The 18,955-nt window shown below is 65.5% G+C and carries 15 protein-coding genes; 2 read left to right on the plus strand and 13 right to left on the minus strand.

What is annotated here, in order from left to right:
- Window positions 1-89: 89 nt before the first annotated feature.
- The gene (locus tag ACK4SV_RS03285) at window positions 90-1,103 is read left to right on the plus strand and encodes a polyprenyl synthetase family protein (RefSeq protein ID WP_409916369.1); all 1,014 of its coding nucleotides are present in this window, start codon (window positions 90-92) and stop codon (window positions 1,101-1,103) included.
- Here the strand turns inward: ACK4SV_RS03285 and ACK4SV_RS03290 are convergent.
- Genes ACK4SV_RS03290 through ACK4SV_RS03305 form a run of 4 tightly spaced genes read right to left on the minus strand, consistent with a single transcriptional unit; the run spans window position 1,097 to window position 6,083 of the window.
- Window positions 1,097-2,203 (minus strand): glycosyltransferase family 4 protein, encoded by a 1,107-nt coding sequence (locus ACK4SV_RS03290; RefSeq protein WP_409916370.1) that lies wholly within the window; start codon window positions 2,201-2,203, stop codon window positions 1,097-1,099. The two genes, ACK4SV_RS03285 and ACK4SV_RS03290, sit on opposite strands and share 7 nt — an antisense overlap.
- Entirely contained in the window at window positions 2,200-3,081 is an 882-nt protein-coding gene (locus tag ACK4SV_RS03295; protein WP_409916371.1) for a 4-(cytidine 5'-diphospho)-2-C-methyl-D-erythritol kinase, read from the minus strand. The genes ACK4SV_RS03290 and ACK4SV_RS03295 overlap by 4 nt, the downstream gene beginning before the upstream one ends.
- A gap of 28 nt (window positions 3,082-3,109) precedes the next feature.
- Entirely contained in the window at window positions 3,110-4,852 is a 1,743-nt protein-coding gene (locus ACK4SV_RS03300; protein WP_409916372.1) for a tetratricopeptide repeat protein, read from the minus strand.
- 37 nt (window positions 4,853-4,889) lie between these two features.
- The gene (locus ACK4SV_RS03305; RefSeq protein ID WP_409916373.1) at window positions 4,890-6,083 is read right to left on the minus strand and encodes an N-acetylmuramoyl-L-alanine amidase; all 1,194 of its coding nucleotides are present in this window, start codon (window positions 6,081-6,083) and stop codon (window positions 4,890-4,892) included.
- Between the two features lie 427 nt (window positions 6,084-6,510).
- Between ACK4SV_RS03305 and ACK4SV_RS03310 the strand changes: the two genes are divergently transcribed.
- Window positions 6,511-9,315, plus strand: a complete 2,805-nt coding sequence (locus tag ACK4SV_RS03310; protein ID WP_409916374.1) for a ribonuclease E/G — start codon at window positions 6,511-6,513, stop codon at window positions 9,313-9,315.
- A gap of 128 nt (window positions 9,316-9,443) precedes the next feature.
- On the opposite strand, the gene ACK4SV_RS03315 is transcribed toward ACK4SV_RS03310, so the two are convergent.
- The 9 genes from ACK4SV_RS03315 to ACK4SV_RS03355 form a co-directional block, all read right to left on the minus strand.
- Window positions 9,444-11,675, minus strand: coding sequence for a 3-hydroxyacyl-CoA dehydrogenase NAD-binding domain-containing protein (locus tag ACK4SV_RS03315; RefSeq protein WP_409916375.1), 2,232 nt, complete (start codon window positions 11,673-11,675; stop codon window positions 9,444-9,446).
- Between the two features lie 29 nt (window positions 11,676-11,704).
- On the minus strand, window positions 11,705-12,910 hold the full coding sequence (locus tag ACK4SV_RS03320; RefSeq protein WP_409916376.1) for an acetyl-CoA C-acetyltransferase: 1,206 nt from the start codon (window positions 12,908-12,910) through the stop codon (window positions 11,705-11,707).
- A 203-nt stretch (window positions 12,911-13,113) separates the two neighbouring features.
- Window positions 13,114-13,551 carry a PaaI family thioesterase gene (locus ACK4SV_RS03325; protein ID WP_409916377.1) on the minus strand — a complete coding sequence of 146 codons (438 nt, stop codon included), beginning with the start codon at window positions 13,549-13,551 and terminating at the stop codon, window positions 13,114-13,116.
- Between the two features lie 3 nt (window positions 13,552-13,554).
- A complete protein-coding gene (locus ACK4SV_RS03330) occupies window positions 13,555-14,391 on the minus strand; it encodes a DUF2262 domain-containing protein (RefSeq protein ID WP_409916378.1) in 837 nt (278 codons plus the stop codon).
- Window position 14,392: 1 nt separating this feature from the next.
- Window positions 14,393-15,568: an acyl-CoA dehydrogenase family protein gene (locus tag ACK4SV_RS03335; protein WP_409916456.1), complete on the minus strand. Its 1,176-nt coding sequence runs from the start codon at window positions 15,566-15,568 to the stop codon at window positions 14,393-14,395.
- 99 nt (window positions 15,569-15,667) lie between these two features.
- Complete coding sequence (locus tag ACK4SV_RS03340) at window positions 15,668-16,096, minus strand: TA system VapC family ribonuclease toxin (RefSeq protein WP_409916379.1); 429 nt, start codon at window positions 16,094-16,096, stop codon at window positions 15,668-15,670.
- Entirely contained in the window at window positions 16,093-16,482 is a 390-nt protein-coding gene (locus ACK4SV_RS03345; protein ID WP_409916380.1) for a hypothetical protein, read from the minus strand. Before ACK4SV_RS03345 ends, ACK4SV_RS03340 begins: the two co-directional genes overlap by 4 nt.
- A 65-nt stretch (window positions 16,483-16,547) precedes the next feature.
- Window positions 16,548-18,332 (minus strand): acyl-CoA dehydrogenase C-terminal domain-containing protein, encoded by a 1,785-nt coding sequence (locus ACK4SV_RS03350; RefSeq protein ID WP_409916381.1) that lies wholly within the window; start codon window positions 18,330-18,332, stop codon window positions 16,548-16,550.
- Window positions 18,333-18,444: 112 nt separating this feature from the next.
- The gene (locus tag ACK4SV_RS03355) at window positions 18,445-18,924 is read right to left on the minus strand and encodes a MerR family transcriptional regulator (RefSeq protein ID WP_409916382.1); all 480 of its coding nucleotides are present in this window, start codon (window positions 18,922-18,924) and stop codon (window positions 18,445-18,447) included.
- Between the last annotated feature and the right edge of the window lie 31 nt (window positions 18,925-18,955).

Consider the following 18,955-nt stretch of genomic DNA (forward strand, 5'->3'; position numbering starts at 1 on the left):
CAAAGGTCTGCGGCCCGGTGCCGCGTCGAGTTGCCGGACAGATTGCGTACATTACCTATTGCAGTGTCGAAACAAAGGAGCCGTCCCGGGTGACCCTCGCGCCGAAGTCCAGGACAAAGCCCGCCCTTGCCTCCATCATGGAGCGGATGCAGGCCCTTGCGGCCGCCGATCTGGCGGAGGTGGAACGCCTTCTGGCCGAGCGCGCAGCCAGCCCTGTCAGCGTCATCCCGGACCTGTCGGCCTATATCATATCGGCCGGAGGGAAGCGCCTCCGCCCTTTGATCACGCTCATCTCGGCAAATGCAGTCGGCCGCGCCAATGCCGCAACTCATGCCCTCGCCGCTGCGGTCGAATTCATCCACACCGCCACCCTCCTCCACGATGATGTCGTCGATGAGAGCGACCTGCGCCGCGGCAAGCCCGCTGCCAAGGCCGTCTGGGGCAACAAGGCTTCGATCCTGGTCGGGGATTTCCTGTTCGCCCGCGCCTTCAACCTGCTGGTCGAGACCAACAGCCTGACCATCCTAAACCGCCTCGCCACCGCCTCCACCGTGATCGCCGAGGGCGAAGTGCGCCAGCTTGCCGCGATGCAGACGCGCGACCTGCCGACCGAGGAATACCTCGCCATCGTCGAAGCCAAGACCGGCGCCCTGTTCGAGGCTGCTGCCGAAACCGGCGCCCTCTCGGCGGGGGCCCCGGCCCATGCCGATGCGCTCGCCTCCTATGGCAAGAATCTCGGCCTCGCCTTCCAGATCATCGATGACGTGCTCGATTATGGCGGCACCACCTCCGTTATCGGCAAATCGGTCGGCGACGACTTCCGGGAAGGCAAGGTGACCCTGCCCGTCATCATCGCCCGCCGCCGGGGCTCGGATGAAGACCGCGCCTTCTGGGACCGGGCCCTGAACCCGGCCACACCGGAAGATTCAGACCTCGCCCATGCCGTCCACCTGATCCGCGCAACCGGCGCCGCCGAGGCCACGGTGCAGGAGGCTGAAGCCTATGCCGCCCTCGCCAAGGGCGCCCTGCGCGGCCTGCCGGCCTCGCCCTACCGTGAAGCGCTCGAAGACCTCGCCGATTTCTGCGTCAGCCGGGCTTACTGAGCCTCGCCGGCTTCAAGCTGCCGCCCCAGCGTCGCCCGCTGCCAGATCCACAGCCCGCATCCAGCCAGCAGCAGCGACAGGAACAGCACGAACGCATCCCCCGGCGCGCCGCCCATCGCGCCCAGCCCAAAGACCGTTCCGGCAGGCCCCACCAGCACCGCCGCCGCACACACGCCCGTCATCGCCCACCACAGCGCCCCGACCTGCCCATGCCGCCAGCCCGCCCGCAGGAACAGCTGGTAGGCATGGTCGCGGTGCGCCTGCATCAGCGGCCGGCCTTTTCGCGCCCGCCACAGCAGCGTCAGGAACACATCCACCAGAAAGGGCAGCGCCAGCGTCGCCGGCACCCAGACCGAATAGGTCTCCGCCAGCGCCAGCCCCGCCCCGCCGATCAGCGCACCGATCGCCAGCGAGCCCGTATCTCCCGCATAGAGCCGCCCGGCGAGGTTCCAGATCAGGAAACCGCTGACCGCCGCCGCCGCCCCGAGCAGCAGGTAGACCAGCAGCCCCGCCTCCGGCTCCGTCGCATAGAGCGCCAGTGGCAGGGCCAGCAGCGCCAGCGTCGTCAGCATGATCGCCGATGAGCCAAGCGCAATCCCGTTCGCCCCGTCCATGAAGTTCACCGCATTCGCCATCACGAACAGCCATAGCGCCGCCCCCGCCACCGCCAGGAACGGCGCCAGCGGATAACCCGGCGCCTCCGCCCCCGGCAGCCAGAAATGATGGATGTGCGGCCCATAGAGCGCCGCAAAGACCGCCCCGGCGGCCAGCACGGCCAGCTTGCGGCCCGCCGGCAGGCTCCACCGGTCATCCGCAAAGCCCAGCACGCCTGCCAGCAGCACGAACAATAGCGGCCCGGCGAGGCCCGCCTGCGCAATCGAGCCTGCGCTCACATGGTCCGGCATCCCGACCGCACCGGCAATCAGCGCCGCCGCAAGCCCGGCCAGGATGCCGATACCGCCCGCGCTCGGCACCGGCGCGGCCTGCGTCTTGCGCCCGCCATCGGGTGCATCCTTCGGCCCCAGCCGGATCATCAGCGCGCACACTGCGGCGCTCACGCTCAGCGGCAGCGCAAACCAGACAAGGAACGGATCGGTCATATCAGGGCATCTCCCAGCGTGCAGGCCGCAGCCCAGCCCTTCGGCCAGTCCCGGCGGAACCTCGCTTCGAGGTCTCTGGCAATTACGAGCTTGTCGAACAGGGCAAAACAGGTCGCGCCAGACCCACTCATCCGCACAAGCCGCACGCCCGGCTGCAGGCCGAGCCAGTCCAGCACCTCGCCAATCTCCGGAACGAGTTTGAGGGCCGGGGCCTCCAGATCATTGCGCTGCGTGCCCAGCCAGACCGTCAGCTCCTCCAGCGTCCCGAACTCCGGCAGATGCGGCAGCTCCGCGAAATCCGCCCCGCCGCCCGCCTCATCATAGGCGCGGAACACCGGCCCGGTCGGGCAGGCCACGCCCGGGTTCACCAGCAGCGCCGGCAATCGCCACCGCCCCGGCAACGCCGCCCGCGTCACGCGCTCGCCTTCGCCCTGCATCCGCGCGGCAACACCGGCGAGCGCCACCGGCACATCCCCGCCGAGCCCCGGCGCAACCGCCTCGGCCATCGCCGGGTCCAGATTCCAGAGTTCGGTCAGAAGACGCAGCGCCGCCGCCGCATCCGACGATCCGCCCCCGATCCCGGCCGCCACCGGCAGCGCCTTGCGCAGCCTGAAGAACGCGCCCTGCTGTGTGCCCGAAGCCTCCTTCAACGCACTCGCCGCGCGCAGCACAAGGTTCTCGCCCGCCGGCCCGGCCTCCCGCGCGCCCGGCCCCTCGACCTCAAGGCCCAGCGTATCGGAGGCCGTTACGCTCAGCCGGTCCGCGGCGCCCTCATCTGCAAACACGACAAGCGAGTCGAGGTCGTGGCGGCCATTCGGCTTCACCGGGCCGACATGCAGGAACAGGTTCACCTTCGCCGGTGCATGCGCCCGCAGCATCACACCCCCTCACCCCCGGCCCGCACCATCAGCTGGCGGGAGCCTGCAATTCAGGCGCATCCGGCCCCAGCGGCGAGCCGAGCTTGATCTCGATTTTCTTCCGGTCGGCCTCCGTGGGATCCAGCCGCAGCGCCCGGCGCCACTGGAAGCCAGCCTCCAGCCGCCGCCCGGCCTTCCAGTAGGCATCGCCGAGATGGTCGTTCAGGATCGGGTCGCCCGGCAGAAGCTCCACCGCACGCTCCAGATAGTCCACCGCCGTCTCATACTCGCCGAGCCGGAAATAGGCCCAACCAAGGCTGTCCACGATATGCCCCGAATTCGGCTCCAGCATCACGGCCCGCCGGATCAGCTCGAACCCTTCCTCAAGGTTCTCCCCCCGGTCGATCCAGGAATAGCCGAGATAATTGAGCACGGTCGCACTGTCCGGGCGCAGCTCCAGCGCGCGGATCAGGTCAGCTTCCGCCTCCGGCCAGTTGCCCTGCCGCTCCCGCGCGGCCCCGCGCGAGAACAGGATGCGCCAGTCCTCCCGGCCTGCCACCGCGTCCGCTTCATACACTTCCGTCAGCACCGCCTCGGCATCAGCAAACCGTTCCAGCCCGATATAGAGGTCAGCCAGCTGCAGCTTCAGCATCCGGTCGGGATTGCCCGCGATGGCCACCGCCGCCACCTGCAGGGCTTCCTCACTCCGGCCCGCCCGGTGCAGCACGCCCGCCATCTGGCCGCGCGCATTGGCATAATAGGCAGACGCCGGCCGCACCGCCTGCAGCACCCGGATCGCATCGTCATACCGGTTCGCATTGTCGAGCGCCTGCGCCCACAGCGTGCGCGCCACATCGAGGTCCGGGTCGAGCGCCAGGGCCAGCACGAAATAGACCGAGGAAAGATCGTCCTCGGTCTGGTACATCAGCGCCGCCGCCGAGACATACACCGCCCGCGCCGCGCCCTGCCGCAATGTCAGCCGGCGCGGCTGGATCCGCTGTCCCGCCTCGATGCGCGCCGCCAGTGCCGTGACGCTTGTATTCGCGCCGACCTCATTCCGGAACCGGGTCAGCAGTTCCAGCGCCCGTTCGCGCTCACCCCTTGCTGCCAGCAGTTCGGCATGGGCCTCCACACCGATGGCGAGGCGCGCGCCGCTGTCCCAGATGCGCTCCAGCGTTTCCAGCGCCTTGTCATCCTCGCGCGCCGCAATGCGCAAAAGCGCCAGCTGGTAGAGCGCCGGGCTGTCGAAGCGCACGTCCCCGGTCAGTCCCGGCTCGATCAGCGCTTCCGCCGCCGCGATCCCCTGCCGGTCCAGCGCCGTCCAGGCCGCCATGCCGCGCGCAATATTGCGATTGAACGCCATGAAGCGCGTTTCATCCAGGTAAGGCACCGCCTGCTGCGGGCGCCCGCGCACGATGGCGTCCGTCGCCAGCGTCAGCCGGACAAGGCCCGCCTCGCTGCCTGCCGCATCGGCCCGCCGGGCGAGCCCCGCCGCCGTGCCATATTCCCCGGCGAGCAGCGCAGAGAACACCGCCCGCTCGGCAATCCCGGCCGGCTCCGGCACCCGGTCGATCACCGCTGCATAGCGCCGCGCCGCCGATTGCGGATCGTTCGACATCGAGGCGAGCCGCGCGATCATGAAGTCCCGATAGGTGCTCGCCTCTGCCGGGCGGTCATCGCCCCAGAGGTCATAGGCACTGCCCGGGAAACCCCGGCTGGCACAGCCCCCGAGCAGCAGGGTGGCCATCAGGATCGGTAGAAGGAAAAGGCGCAGGATCATCGGCAGAGACAAGCAGCATCCGGGGTAGCCCACAAGGGCCTCCGGCTGGTCACTGCGCCGCAAGCCGGACATCCTGGCGCTCGAAATAGGCGTCGATGGCCCGCTTGATGGCCTCGGTTGCCGCCCGCCGGCCCGCATCCGACTGCAGCCGGCGCGCATCGGCGGCGTTCGTCAGGAAGCCCAGCTCCAGCAGCACCGCCGGCACATCCGGCGCCAGCAGCACATAGAAGCCGGCATTCCGGTGCGTATTGCGCAGCACAGGCCCTGCCCGCTCCAGTTCCGGCAGCAGCAGTTCGGCAAACTCCGCCGAGCGGGTCCGTGTCTCCCGCTTCACGAGGTCTGTCAGGATGCCGGTCACCCGGTCCGGCGTGCCATCCTCAATCGGGATCACCCAGTTGTTCCGGCGTGCCTCCCGGTCAACCCGCCCTTCGCCGCGCGCAGAGATGGTATAGACCGACGCACCGGCCACATTGGGCGAGCCGGCAGCGTCCGCGTGCAGCGAAATGAACAGCTCCGCGCCCCAGTTGCGCGCCATCGTCACCCGGTCCTCATGGTCGACATAGACGTCAGTCTCCCGGGTCAGGCGCACCTGGTAGCGGCCATCGGCCTCCAGCAGGCGTTTCAGTTCCAGCGCGGCCTTCAGCGTGATTTCCTTCTCCACGCCGCCATTGATCGCCAGCGCGCCGGGGTCGCGCCCGCCATGGCCGGGATCAATCACCACGACATGGCCCCGCCCGGAAGCGGGACGTGCGGGCGTCGCAGGGCGGGCCGCAGCCTGCTGAACAGGCCGCGCAGCCGGCGCCGGGCGCGCTTCGGCGGCGGCAAGGCGGCGCACATCCCGGCTTGCGGCCTGTGAGAAGCGCGCCTCGGAAACAGTATCGAGGTCGAGGATCAGCCGGTGCTGGCGCTCGGCCCCGGTCGGCGGCAGGCGCAGGAGCCGCGCGACCTGCATCGGCCGGTCGAGCACGAATTCCAGCCGCCCGGGCCGCACTTGCCAGCTCTCGACCCCGCCGGTCCCGAAGCCTTCCGCCGAATAGGCGTTCAACCCGAGCGGTATTACAATGCGCCGCACCCCGTCCGTCTCGACCAGGAACGCCTCACCCGGCTCCGCCACATCTGACCATGCGGTAATCCGTGTCGGCGCGCCATCGCCCACCACGCGCACCTGCGTGATGTCAGCCCCGGCGCCAAAAACCGCGCTGAAGCAAAAGGTTAACAGAACGGCGAGGAAGGGTTTCAGCATCTGCTCTGTCGGGTCGGGGGCAAGGCGGCCGCAAAAAGCACGCCTCCTCCCCATAAACCCGTGAAGATTAACCCGGGCTTGACCCTGCTGCACGAAGCGGGCGCGCACCTGCAGAATTTGCCTCTTTCAATTGAAGGCAAAATTGGGCAGTATTTGGGTGTGGCCGGTCCCATCCGGGCGGCCCATCGGTTTCCTTACAGCGCGCCTGCGTCCCGGCTTCCCTGGAACGGCAGCGGGAGGCGCGCGCTCCGGAAAGCAGGATACATGCGCACGAGTGCCGCCAGGATTACAGGTTTGCCCGGATCGCTTCCGCGATTCGCAGCCCCGCGTCCGGCAGGCGCTTTCCTCCCCACTTATTCCGGCTTGCCAGCCCGCCAGAGGCGCCTTGCGCCCTGCCCGGCGGCGCCGGACCGAAAGGTTCTGTTACATGAGCAGACTGATGCTGATCGATGCAGCCCATGGCGAAGAGACCCGGGTTGCCATCGTCAACAACGGACAGGTTGACGATTTCGATTTCGAGACAACCGGCAGCGAACAACTCCGCGGAAATATCTATCTCGCCAAGGTGACCCGGGTGGAGCCCTCGCTCCAGGCCGCCTTCGTCGAGTATGGCGGCAACCGTCATGGCTTCCTCGCCTTCAGCGAGATCCATCCCGACTATTACCAGCTGCCTGCCGAAGACCGCGAAGCCCTGCTGCGCGAGGCCGCCGAAGAGGCCGCTGCCGCCATCGAGGAAGACGATGACGGCCCCTATGTGCCCCACGGCATGAGCGCCGAGCTGGAGCGCGGAGGCAATGGCGACGTCCCCGCCGAGGACGACCTCTCTGCCGACGAGGATGATGACGAAGGCGAAGAGGGCGAAGACGATGAGTCCGAAGCCGCCTCTGCCGGGGACAGCGAAGACGGCGACGAGGGCGGCGAAGCCCCCCGCCGCGCGGCCCGCCCCGCCCGCCGCAGCAATGGCCCGAAGAAGACCCAGCGCACCCCCATCTCCAAGCGCTACAAAATCCAGGAAGTGATCCGCCGCCGGCAGGTGATGCTGGTGCAGGTCGTCAAGGAAGAGCGCGGCAACAAGGGCGCGGCGCTGACCACCTATCTCTCCCTCGCCGGGCGCTATTCGGTCCTGATGCCCAACACCCCCCGGGGCGGCGGCATTTCCCGCAAGATCGTCAACTCGGCCGACCGCAAGCGCCTCAAATCCATCGTCTCCGAACTGGATGTGCCCGAGGGCCAGGGCCTCATCGTGCGCACGGCCGGCGCCAAGCGCACCAAGGCCGAGATCAAGCGCGACTATGATTACCTCTCCAAGCTGTGGGAGCAGATCGTCGAGAAGACGCTCGCTTCTGAAGCCCCGGCCCTGATCAATGCCGAAGGCGGCCTCGTCCACCGCGCCATGCGGGACATGTTCGACAAGGAGATCGAGGAAGTCTGGGTGCAGGGCGATGCGGCTTACCGCGAGGCGAAAGACCTTGCCCGCATCATCATGCCCAGCCAGTCCAAGAAGGTTCAGCTCTGGAAAGAGGAAGACCCGCTTTATGTGGCGGAGAATGTCGAGAACCAGCTTGATTCCATCTACTCTCCCACTGTCCAGCTGAAGTCCGGCGGCTATCTCGTCATCAACCAGACCGAAGCCCTCGTCGCCATCGACGTGAACTCCGGCAAGGCGACGCGCGAGCGCAATATCGAGCAGACGGCCCTGCGCACCAATCTGGAGGCCGCCGAGGAGGCCTGCCGCCAGATGCGCCTGCGCGACCTGGCCGGCCTCATCGTGATCGACTTCATCGACATGGAGGAGAACAAGAACAACCGCGCGGTCGAAAAACGCCTGAAGGAATGCCTGAAGGTCGACCGGGCGCGCGTGCAGCATGGCCGCATTTCCCAGTTCGGCCTCATGGAAATCTCCCGCCAGCGCCGCCGCCAGGGCGTCCTGCAGGCGACCTCCGACCCCTGCCCGGCCTGCAACGGCACCGGGCGGCGCCGCTCGATCCCGTCGGCAGCCCTGCAGCTGATCCGCGCCATCGAGGCCCGCGCCGCCATGGGCGGGCTCAAATCCATCTCCGTCAAGGCGCCGACCGATGTCGCCCTCTACATCCTCAACCACAAGCGTGAAGCGCTGGTCGAGATCGAGCGGGTGGCGGGGTTCGCCATCTCGATCCATTCCTCGGAAGACATGCTGCCGGGCGACTTCCATCTCGATGCCGAGCGCGATCCGAATGCGAAGCCGAAAAAGCGCGCGACCCCGCGCTCGCTGCTGAAGCCGACTCCGGCCTCGGTGCGCGATGAGGATGAAGACGGCGAGGAGATCGAGGACGAGGATCTCGCCGAGGCCTCCGAAGACGACGAATCCGGCGAGGAAGACGGCGCCCCTGCGGCCTCCGCCAATGGCGAGGCCCGCGAGGGTGGCCGCAAGCGCCGCCGCCGCCGCCGCAAAGGTGGACGCGGGCGCGAGGAAGGCCGCGAAGAGAGCCGGGACACCGGCCTCGAAGTGGTCGATGCCGACGCCTCCCAGGGCGAGGATGACGGCGACGAAGACGATGACGACGGCGACGAAGCTGGCGACAATGGCGACGCTGCATCGCGCGCAGAGGGTGATGAGGGTGGCCGCAAGCGCCGCCGCCGGGGACGCCGGGGCGGCCGTCGCCGCCGCCGCTCGGGCGAGGCCCGCCCGGAAGCCGCCGCGCTTGCCGGCATCACCGATGGCGGGGCCTTCCTGGATGGCCTGTCCGTCAGCGCCGAAGTGATGCTCTCCGAAGAGGAGCCCACGATCGGCCTCGTGGACGCGGCAGACACGTCGGCCCCAGCGGCTGAGCCTGAACCCGCCGGCGAACCGGCGGCAGAGGCCGAAGCAGAGGAACCTGCTGCAGACACCGCAGAAGAGGCTGAAGCACCCGCCCCGAAACCGCGCAGCCGCAGCCGCCGCCCGGCCAAGGCCGCTCCGGCGGAGACCGAAGCAGAAGCGGAGGCAAGCGCCGACGCAGAGGCAGAAACGCCCGCGCCAGAACCGGTTCCTGAGCCGGTGCCTGTGCCAGCCCCGGAACCCGCCGCCGAAGCAACGTCATCGGAACCCGCGCCGCAGGCTGCGCCAGAACCTGAACCGGAAGCTGAGCCTGCGCCCGCCATGGCAGAGGCACCGCCGCTTGCCGCCGAGCCTGCCGCCGAAGCCCCACCCCCGGCCCCTGCCGAGCCCCCTGGCCCGCGCAAATCCGGCTGGTGGAATCGCGGCAAGAAGTAAACCGCTCCGGCGGCCTGCCAGCGGATGGCAGGCCGCCCCCGCCCTCCGCACTATTCAGGCCGGGTCTTCCATCCAAGAAAAAAGGCCGGGGCATGACCCCGGCCTTCTGTAGCAACTTCAACAGGAAATCAGGCGGCCGCCTTCGCCTCACCGGCGGGCGGGAAGCGCTCATAGAAGCTCTGCCCCTTCTCTGCCATCTCGCGCAGGAGTTTGCCCGGGCGGAAGCGCTCGCCATACTTGTTGGCCAGCCGGTCTGCCTCGGCCACAAAGGCCGGCACGCCCCAGATCAGGTCCATATAGCTGACGCAGCCACCTGTGTAGGGCGCAAAGCCCCAGGCGAGGATCGAGCCGATATCGGCGTCGCGCGCATCGGTGATGACGCCCTCTTCGAAGCAGCGGCTGACCTCAATGGCCTGCCGGATGAGCAGCCGGTTGGTCAGCTCCTTCTTCAGCGCCGGCGGGCATTCATCGATCTTCACCTCGATCTGCTCGTTCAGCCCCGGCCACAGCCGGTCCGGCTTGCCCTGCTCGTTATAGTCATAGAAGCCCTTGCCGGCCTTGCGCCCGACACGGCCCTTGTCCTCCACGATCCAGGCCATCATCCGGCCAAGTGGCGCTTCGTTATAGTCGAAGCCGACAGCCTTCGCCGTCGCGCGGCCAACCTTCAGGGCGGTGTCGAGGCCGACCGAATCCGACACTTCCAGCGCGCCCATCGGCATGCCGGCCTGACGGCCGACATTCTCGATGATCGCCGGCTTGATGCCCTCGGCCAGCATTTCGAGGCCTTCCTGGGTGTAGGTGCCGAAGCAGCGCGAGGTGTAGAAGCCGCGGCTGTCATTGACGACAATCGGCGTCTTCCGGATCTTCAGCACATAGTCGATCGTCTTCGCCAGCGTCTCCTGGCTCGTCTCCTTGCCCATGATGATCTCGACAAGGCCCATCCGCTCGACTGGCGAGAAGAAGTGGATGCCGATGAACTTGTCGGTCCGCTTCAGCGGCTTGGCGAGCTGCGTGATCGGCAGGGTCGAGGTGTTGGAGCCAACAATGGCGCTCTCGCCCACGGCGGCTTCGGCATCGCTGAGCACCTTGTGCTTGAGGTCCATGTCCTCATAAACCGCCTCGATCACGAGGTCGCAGTCTTCCAGCTGCTTGTAGTCCGTGGTCGGCGTGATGAGGGAAAGGAGCTCATCGCCCTTCTCCTTCGTGCTCTTGCCGCGCGAGACAGCCTTCTCAACGAGGCGTACGGAGTATTGCTTGCCCTTGTCGGCCGCTTCCTGTTTCACATCGAGCAGCACGGTGCGGATGCCCGCGCGCGCCTGCTCATAGGCAATCCCTGCGCCCATCAGGCCCGCGCCGATGATGCCGACCTTCCGGATCTCTGCCTTCTCGATGCCGGCGGGGCGGTTTGCGCCTTTGGACAATGCCTGCGTCGAGAGGAACAGCGACCGGATCATCGCCTTCGCCTCAGGGCGCTGCTGGGTATTGATGAAATACCGCGTCTCGATCCGGAGCCCTGCATCGATCGGCACCTGGATGCCCTCATAGATGCAGGAGAGGATGTTCTTCTGGGCCGGATAATTGCCATAGGTTTTCGAGGCGAGCATCATGTTCGACATCGTCGCGATCTGCCCGGCGCCCGGTGATTTGTGGGGCACGCCGCCCGGCACCTTGAAGCCTTTTTCATCCCAGGGCGCCTTCGCCTTCGGATTGGCCTTCACCCAGGCCTTCGCGCGCGCAACTGTTTCCGCACCCGGAGCAAGTTCCTGAACGACGCCCATGGCATGGGCCTTCTGCGCATCGAAGCTTTCGCCCTGGAGGATCAGCGGCAGCGCCGCCTGAACGCCCACGAGGCGCGGCAGGCGCTGCGTCCCGCCCGCGCCCGGCAGCAGGCCGATCTTGGCTTCAGGCAAGCCGAACTGGATGCGCGGATTGTCGTTCGCCGCAACGCGGTAATGGCAGGCGAGCGCCACTTCCAGGCCGCCGCCGAGCGCAAGCCCGTTCAGCGCCACGGCCACCGGCTTGCCGCAGGTTTCCAGCTTGCGCAGCGTGCCGTTGAGCGCAAAGCCCTGCTCGAACTGTTCTTTCTTCAGTTCGTCCTCGGACTTTTTCTTGGTGTCGCCGCCGCCGCCGGCGCGGCTCCCCATCTCGCCAAGGTCTGCCCCGGCGCAGAAGCCGCTCGCCTTGCCGGAGGAAATGACGAGGCCCTTGATCGCCTCATTCGAGGCCACCTCATTGGCAATCGCGATGATGTCCTGAACGGCCTTGCCTGTCAGCGTATTCATGCTGCGCCCCGGCACGTCGAAAACGGCGTGAGCGATGCCATCGCCATCGATGTCAAAAGTGAATGTTTCGAGTTTCATGTGTTTACTCTCAGTATTCTGTATCGTGATTAAACGCGTTCGATAATCGTCGCGGTGCCCATGCCGGCGCCGACGCACAGCGTGATCAGGCCGGTTTCCTTGTCGGACCGCTCAAGCTCATCGAGCACCGTGCCGAGGATCATGCCGCCGGTCGCGCCGAGCGGGTGGCCCATGGCGATGGCCCCTCCGTTCACGTTCATTTTCTCGTGCGGGATGTCGAGCAGCTTCATCATCAGCATCACGACAGACGCGAAAGCCTCGTTGAGCTCATAGATGTCGATATCGCCGACATTCATGCCGGCCTTCTTCAGCACTTTCTGCGTCACATAGGTCGGGCCGGTCAGCATGATGCCGGGCTCCGAGCCGATGGAGGCCATCGCGCGCACTTTTGCCCGCGGCTTCAGGCCCAGCGCCTCGCCCATTTCCTTGGAGCCGAACAGCACAGCGGATGCTCCGTCCACGATGCCGGAGGAATTGCCCGCATGGTGCACATGGTTGATCTTCTCAAGCTCGGGATAGCGCTGCTTGATCACCTCATCAAAGCCCATCGCGCCCATACCCGCAAAGGACGGGTCGAGCGCGGCAAGGCTCTGCATCGTTGCGTCCGGGCGCATATGCTCGTCATGGGCGAGGCGAATGCCGCCCATCTGGTCGCGCACGGGGACCACGGACTTTGCAAACCGGCCTTCCTTCCAGGCCTGCGCAGCGCGCTTCTGGCTCTCCAGCGCAAATGCGTCGACATCATCGCGGCTGAAGCCATACTTCGTCGCGATCGTATCAGCACCGATGCCCTGCGGCGTGAAATAGGTTTTCAGCGCCACCTGCGGGTCGGTCGACCATGCCCCGCCAGACGCGCCCATCGGCACGCGGCTCATGGATTCCACGCCGCCGCCGATGGCCATGTCGGCCTCGCCGGCGATGACCTTCGCGGCCGCCATGTTGCACGCCTCAAGGCCCGAGGCGCAGAACCGGTCGATCTGCACGCCGGCCGTCGTCTCGGCATATTCGGCATTCAGCACGGCCACGCGGGCAATGTCGGCGCCCTGCTCACCCACCGGCGAGACGCAGCCGAAGACCACATCATCGACCTTCGAAGTATCCAGATTGTTCCGATCACGGATCGCCTGCAGCACCTGCGTGCCAAGGCTGAGCGCCGTGATTTCATGCAGCGCGCCGGAGGATTTGCCCTTCCCGCGCGGCGTGCGGACGGCATCGTAAATATAGGCTTCAGGCATGGGAGAGGCTCCTTTGGGAAGTCGAATAGCAGTTGTCATGTACGGCGTGGGCGCAAGGGCCCCCTCCGTCAGGCCACTTTGCGGCCTGCCACCTCCCCCGCTTCGCAGGGGAGGAAAAATGTTGCGGCGAAACGCTGCGCTGCTCCTCCCCCGCAAGGCGGGGGAGGTGGATCGCTGCGCAGCAGCGAGACGGAGGGGGAAGACTACGCATCCTTCCCACCCGTTCTCTGTATTGGATTAAGCGTCAGTGAGGCCGTCGCTCGCGCCGCTTCCTTGCCGCGCGCATCGAAGAGGTCAGCCTCGGCAAACACCATCGCGCGGCCCACATTACGCAGGCGCGCAGCCACCTCGATCACGCCGACGCGCACGGGCCGCAGGAAGTGCGTATGCAGATCAACCGTGGACGGCAGTTTCGCCCGCCCGGCTTTCACCGTTGCCAGCATGCCGATTGCGTCATCCATCATCGCCACCAGGTAACCGCCCTGTATATAGCCCGCCGGATTGGTAAAGTCAGCGCGCCCGTCAAACCTGACCCGCGTTGTCATGGCCTTCGCGTCCAGTTCCAGCAGCTCAAATCCAAGTGACAGCGAGCTGCGCGCCGGGTTCGGGAACACTTCGCGGAGGAGATGGCGATCAGGCATGTCTCATCCTTGAATCGAGGCCTCTGTCGGCCCTGCGGCCAGCGTACCTTCAACTACAATGCTGTGCCCAAAGAAAAGGTCGCCATCGTCATAGTAAACAACAAACTCGCCCTCCCTGTTTATCCCGATATCTTGCGGTTTCATTCGAGATGCAAAATCAATCATTGTCGGAGGCGCTTCCTCTTCCTCAAGCCATGCGTCTTGCTTCATGTTGATCAACTCTTCCGCTGCGAACTCTCTGAGGCGCGGATCCCAACGCGGCCAGCCCGCCCAGAAAGCCTTCAACAGCACCAACTCATCCCTATCCGGCATGTCGTCGGAGGATGTCACTGATACCTGGATGCGTTCACCGTCCGCACCGACCTCGGCAAAAAAAAGGTCGAGCTGGCGATCAAGAGTAAAAGTGCCGAAGACATCATCCTCAAACGTTACCGTTTTCGCAAGCTCTGAAGCGATGCCGTTCAATATCGCATCATCACCAACCCCGAGAACGGATACTAGTTTGTATCGCTCAATGCCGTCCGCGGCTTCCTTGTCGTCAACAACCAGCAATCGGACCACGCTGTTTGCCGGAAGGCGACCGAACCAGGCATCAATTTCTGGCTTCTCTACTATCCGGCCGATCCGGAGATCGCCGTTACGGTGCTTGCCATCTGGCATCAGCCAGTTCGACGAATGGATCGACACTTCCCAACTGCCTCCACTCGAAGCGGTTGAGACTGCACGTAGCCCAACTGGGTCGATTAAAACGCTGACCTCGAAAGGTTGCGGTTTGTCCTGCGCGAAGGAGAATAACCTTACCATCAGAAACAATCCCATCAGGACCAAAAGAAGCCGCAAACTAAAGCGTCCTCGCAATCAGCATTTTCATTACTTCATTCGCGCCGCCATAAATCCGCTGCACGCGCGCATCGGCATACATCTGAGCGATGGGATACTCGTCCATATAGCCGAAGCCGCCATGCAGCTGCAGGCATTCGTCAATGATCTTGCACTGAAGATCGCTGATCCAGTATTTCGACATCGAGGCCGTGGACGCATCGAGCTCCTCCTTCAGGAGAAGCTCCGTACAGTGATCAGCGAACACTTTTGCGACAGTCGCCTCGGTCTTGCATTCGGCGAGCTTGAACTGCGTGTTCTGGAAATCGAAGATCGTCTGGCCGAAGGCCTTGCGGCCCTTCACATACGCCACCGTCTCATGGATGGCGCGCTCGATCATGCCGATGCCCTGCAGGCCGATGATATGGCGCTCCTGCGGCAGTTTCTGCATCAGCTGGATGAAGCCCTTGCCTTCCTCCCCGCCCAGCAGATGCCCTGCCGGCACGCGCACCTCGTCAAAGAACAGCTCGGACGTGTCCGCCGCATGCTGGCCCACCTTGTCGAGATTGCGCCCGCGCCGGAAACCGCCCGCGCCTTCTACAGCTTCCGTCTCTACACAGATGATCGAGATGCCCTTGGCGCCCTTGCTCGGATCGGTCTTGACGCAGAGGAGGATGAGGTCCGCCGTCTGGCCATTCGAGATGAACGTCTTCGAACCGTTGATCACATAGTGATCGCCGTCGCGCTTCGCCGTCGTCTTCATGCCCTGCAAGTCAGAGCCCGCGCCCGGCTCGGTCATCGCGATGGCGGTGACAAGCTCGCCCGAGCAGATCTTCGGCAGCCAGCGGCGCTTCTGCTCCTCGGTGCCATAGGCCGTGATGTAGGGCGCGATGATGGCGTTGTGCAGCGTGATGCCGAAGCCGTCGATGCCCTTCCATTGCTGCTGCTCGATGATGATGGCCTCATGGCGGAAATCCCCGCCTGCCCCGCCATACTCTTCCGGCACCGAGGCGCCGAGCAGGCCCATCTCGCCCGCCTTCGTCCAGATCTCGCGCGGCACGATGCCGGCCTTGCGCCAGGCCGGCACATGCGGGGCGCACTCCTTTTCAAAGAAGGCCGCCACCGCATCGGAGAAGATGTCCAGCTCCTCATCCTGCCGCCAGGCGGCTTTCGGGACGTTCAGCGGGCTCTCATGCATCATCACTCTCCACAGGCAGGCGCGCGGCAGGCACTTGCCGCTTACGTTCACGTCAGCTTCTAGACGCGCCGCCACGGATTCTCCAGCCGTGCCGCAACGTCAGGATTTCAGGTGTATCCAGCGAAGATCGCGGAATTGCGAAAAACCGCCGTCAAAAGTCATCAGGGTCGCCCCCCGCTCCATCGCCAATGCGGCGAACCACGCGTCGGTCACCTGCCTGTGGCCGGTGACATGGCGCCGGACCAGCGTGTCAAAGAGGGGCCAGTGCGCCGGGCCTGGCTCGACATCGTGGCAGTCCGGATGGGCTTTCAGCCGGGACACATAATCCAGCAGGTTTGGGGGAGCCTGCGGGATGCCCCCGGCCTGAGGGCGAAGGTTGACCCGCACGAACCCGCTGACGGCAACGGAGGAGAGCCCCAGCCCGCCAGCCGAGACCAGCGCCTGCGCCAGTCCGGCCTGCGCCGCCGCATGGCTCCGCGCGTTCGGATCATATGCCCCGATCAGCACATTGACGTCCGGAATGATCATTCGCTGGCAGAGGGATCGGGGGCTGAGGAATCCGGCCGCAGCAGCCGGTCCAGGTCTTCCTCTTCATCCATTACGGCGAGCACATGGCTGGGCAAATCGGATCCGGCCTTTGCCGCAAGGCGCCGGTATTCCGGATGATCGAACAGGCTCGGCCCGCTGACCTTCGGAAGGTTGCGCACGAACTCCAGGGCTGAGTCCAGCCGCGCGTCCGCGTCAAACGCCGCCGCCTCCTCGCGCAGGCCGGCGCCCCTGCCGGCAGCCCGCTCTCCTTCGATCACCCGCCGCAACCCTTCTTCAATCAGTGAGGTCAGCGTGCGCCCCTCCTTCGCCGCCTTGATCTTGGCGGCGCGCAGCAGGGCTTCATCGAGGCGAACGGTCGTGCGCATACCTCTGAAAGTGCGGCCCTGACATATTTATGTCAAGGCCGCACCCATATTCTCAGAACAGTGCCTCAGAACTGCGCCGCCTCCAGCGCCATCATCGCGCCCGCCCCGGTCTTTACCTTGGCGAGGTGCGCCGCTGCATCCGGCAGCATCCGCTCGACATAGTAGCGCCCGGTGGCGAGCTTGGAGGCATAGATCGGGTCGGTGCTGCCGGCATTCTCCAGCGCCACCTTCGCCATCCGGGCCCACATATAGGCCAGCGCCGTCATGCCCATCAGGTGCAGGTAGTCATGGCTGGAGGCACCGGCATTGTTGAAGTCGCTCATGCCATTCTGCATCAGCCACATCGTGCCATCCTGCAGCTGGCCGCGCACGGTCTTCAGCCCCTCGAGGAAAGGCTCCATGCCGGCAACGCCTTCATGCTCGCTGACGAACTCGTCGATCTCGCCGAAGAAGCTGAACACCGCCCGGCCGCCATTGGCGCCGAGCTTGCGGCCGACAAGGTCCAGCGCCTGGACCCCGTTCGTGCCCTCATAGATCAGCGTGATGCGGCAATCACGGACGAACTGTTCCAGCCCCCATTCGCGCGTGAAGCCGGAGCCGCCATGCAGCTGCAGGCCAAGGTTCGCGCTCTCGAAGCCCTTATGCGTCAGATAGGCTTTCACCACCGGCGTCAGCAGCGCCATGTAATCGCCGGCGCGCTCGCGCACTTTCTCGTCCGGCGATTTGTGCTGCAGGTCGCCCTGCAGCGCCATCCAGTAAACAAAAGCCCGAGCGCCCTCGGTGAAGGCCTTCTGCTCCAGCAGCATCCGGCGCACATCCGGGTGCACGATGATCGGATCGGCGGGCTTCTCCGGCTCGGCCGCGCCGGTCAGCGCGCGGCCCTGCACGCGGTCCTTCGCGAAGTCGAGCGCGTTCTGATAGGCGACCTCTGCCTGCGCCATGCCCTGCAGGCCGACGCCGATGCGCGCCTCGTTCATCATCACGAACATCGTGCGCATGCCCTTGTGCGCCTCGCCGACCAGCCAGCCGGTCGCGCCGTCATAATTCATGACGCAGGTGGCATTGCCATGAATGCCCATCTTCTCTTCCAGGCCCCCGCACTGGCAGGCATTGCGCGCGCCAAGGGTGCCATCCTCATTGACGAGGTATTTCGGCACGACGAACAACGAGATGCCCTTGATACCTTCTGGCCCGCCTTCGATGCGCGCCAGCACCAGGTGGATGATGTTCTCGGTCAGGTCCTGCTCGCCGCCGGAAATCCAGATCTTCTGGCCGGTGATCTTGTAGGTGCCGTCAGGCTGGGGCACGGCCTTGGTCTTCATCAGGCCAAGGTCGGTGCCGCAATGCGGCTCGGTCAGGTTCATCGTGCCGGCCCATTCGGCCGAGGCCATCTTCGGGCCGTACTTGGCTTTCAGCTCGTCCGATCCGCCCGCCATCAGCGCCTGATAGGCGCCATGCGTCAGCCCCGGATACATCCCGAACGCCATGTTCGAGGACGACACCATCTCGGTCCAGGCAATGTTGACCACATGCGGCAGCCCCTGCCCGCCCATCTCGGGCTCCGCCGACAGGAGGGGCCAGCCATTCTCGACCAGCTGTTTGTACGCCTCCGGAAACCCGTCCGGCGTCTTCACGCTCGCATCCGGATTGCGCTTGCAGCCCTGCTTGTCGCCCACCGCATTCAGCGGGAACAGCACGTTCTTGGCAAACTTGGCGCCTTCCTCGAGGATCTGGTCGATCGTCTCGGGGCTCGCCTCGGCAAAGCCGGGAAGGTTCGCGTGGTTCTGCAGTTGCAGCACTTCATGCAGCACGAATTGCATATCGCGGACGGGGGCGTCGTAACGGGGCATCCTCGGGGGCTCCTCTGGGAATGGTTTTGTTGCCGCCTTCAATGGCAAAGCGTGTTGGAAAAGTCATTCCAACACGCTTCATTCAGTTCAATTTTGAGAAGGGGGCCGGGGCTCAGACCTCGTCCAGCTGCTTGCGGGCGACCTGTTCATAGGCCGCTGCCTGGCGCTTGGATTCCTCGGAAGGGCCGGGATTCTCGATGATGCCCTGCAGCCAGTCGATGCCCTTGTAGAGCTCGGTCAGCGCCGTTTCGATGTCCTGGCGCTGCACTTCCAGCTCGCGCGCCTGCTTGCGGAACTTCTCCAGCATCATCCGCGTCTGCGCCCGCTTGCCGTCATTGAGGGCGTAGAGGTCGAGGATTTCGCGGATGTCCGCCAGCGGCAGGCCAAGGCGTTTCAGCCGGACGATGATCGTCAGGCGCGCGCGGTCGCGGTTGGAATAGAGGCGCATCATGCCATCCCGCGCGGGGTGGAGCATGTCCTTGTCCTCATAGAAGCGCAGCGCGCGCGGCGTGACACCGAATTCGCGGGCAAGCTCAGAGATCGTGTAGGTGCGCGAATCTGCAGCGGAAATCGAAGAGGCGGGTCTGTGCATGTCTGTCTCCCAGAGAATGTTCCGTTGTTTT

The sequence above is a fragment of the Hyphomonas sp. genome, from assembly GCF_046313735.1.
Taxonomy (GTDB): domain Bacteria; phylum Pseudomonadota; class Alphaproteobacteria; order Caulobacterales; family Hyphomonadaceae; genus Hyphomonas.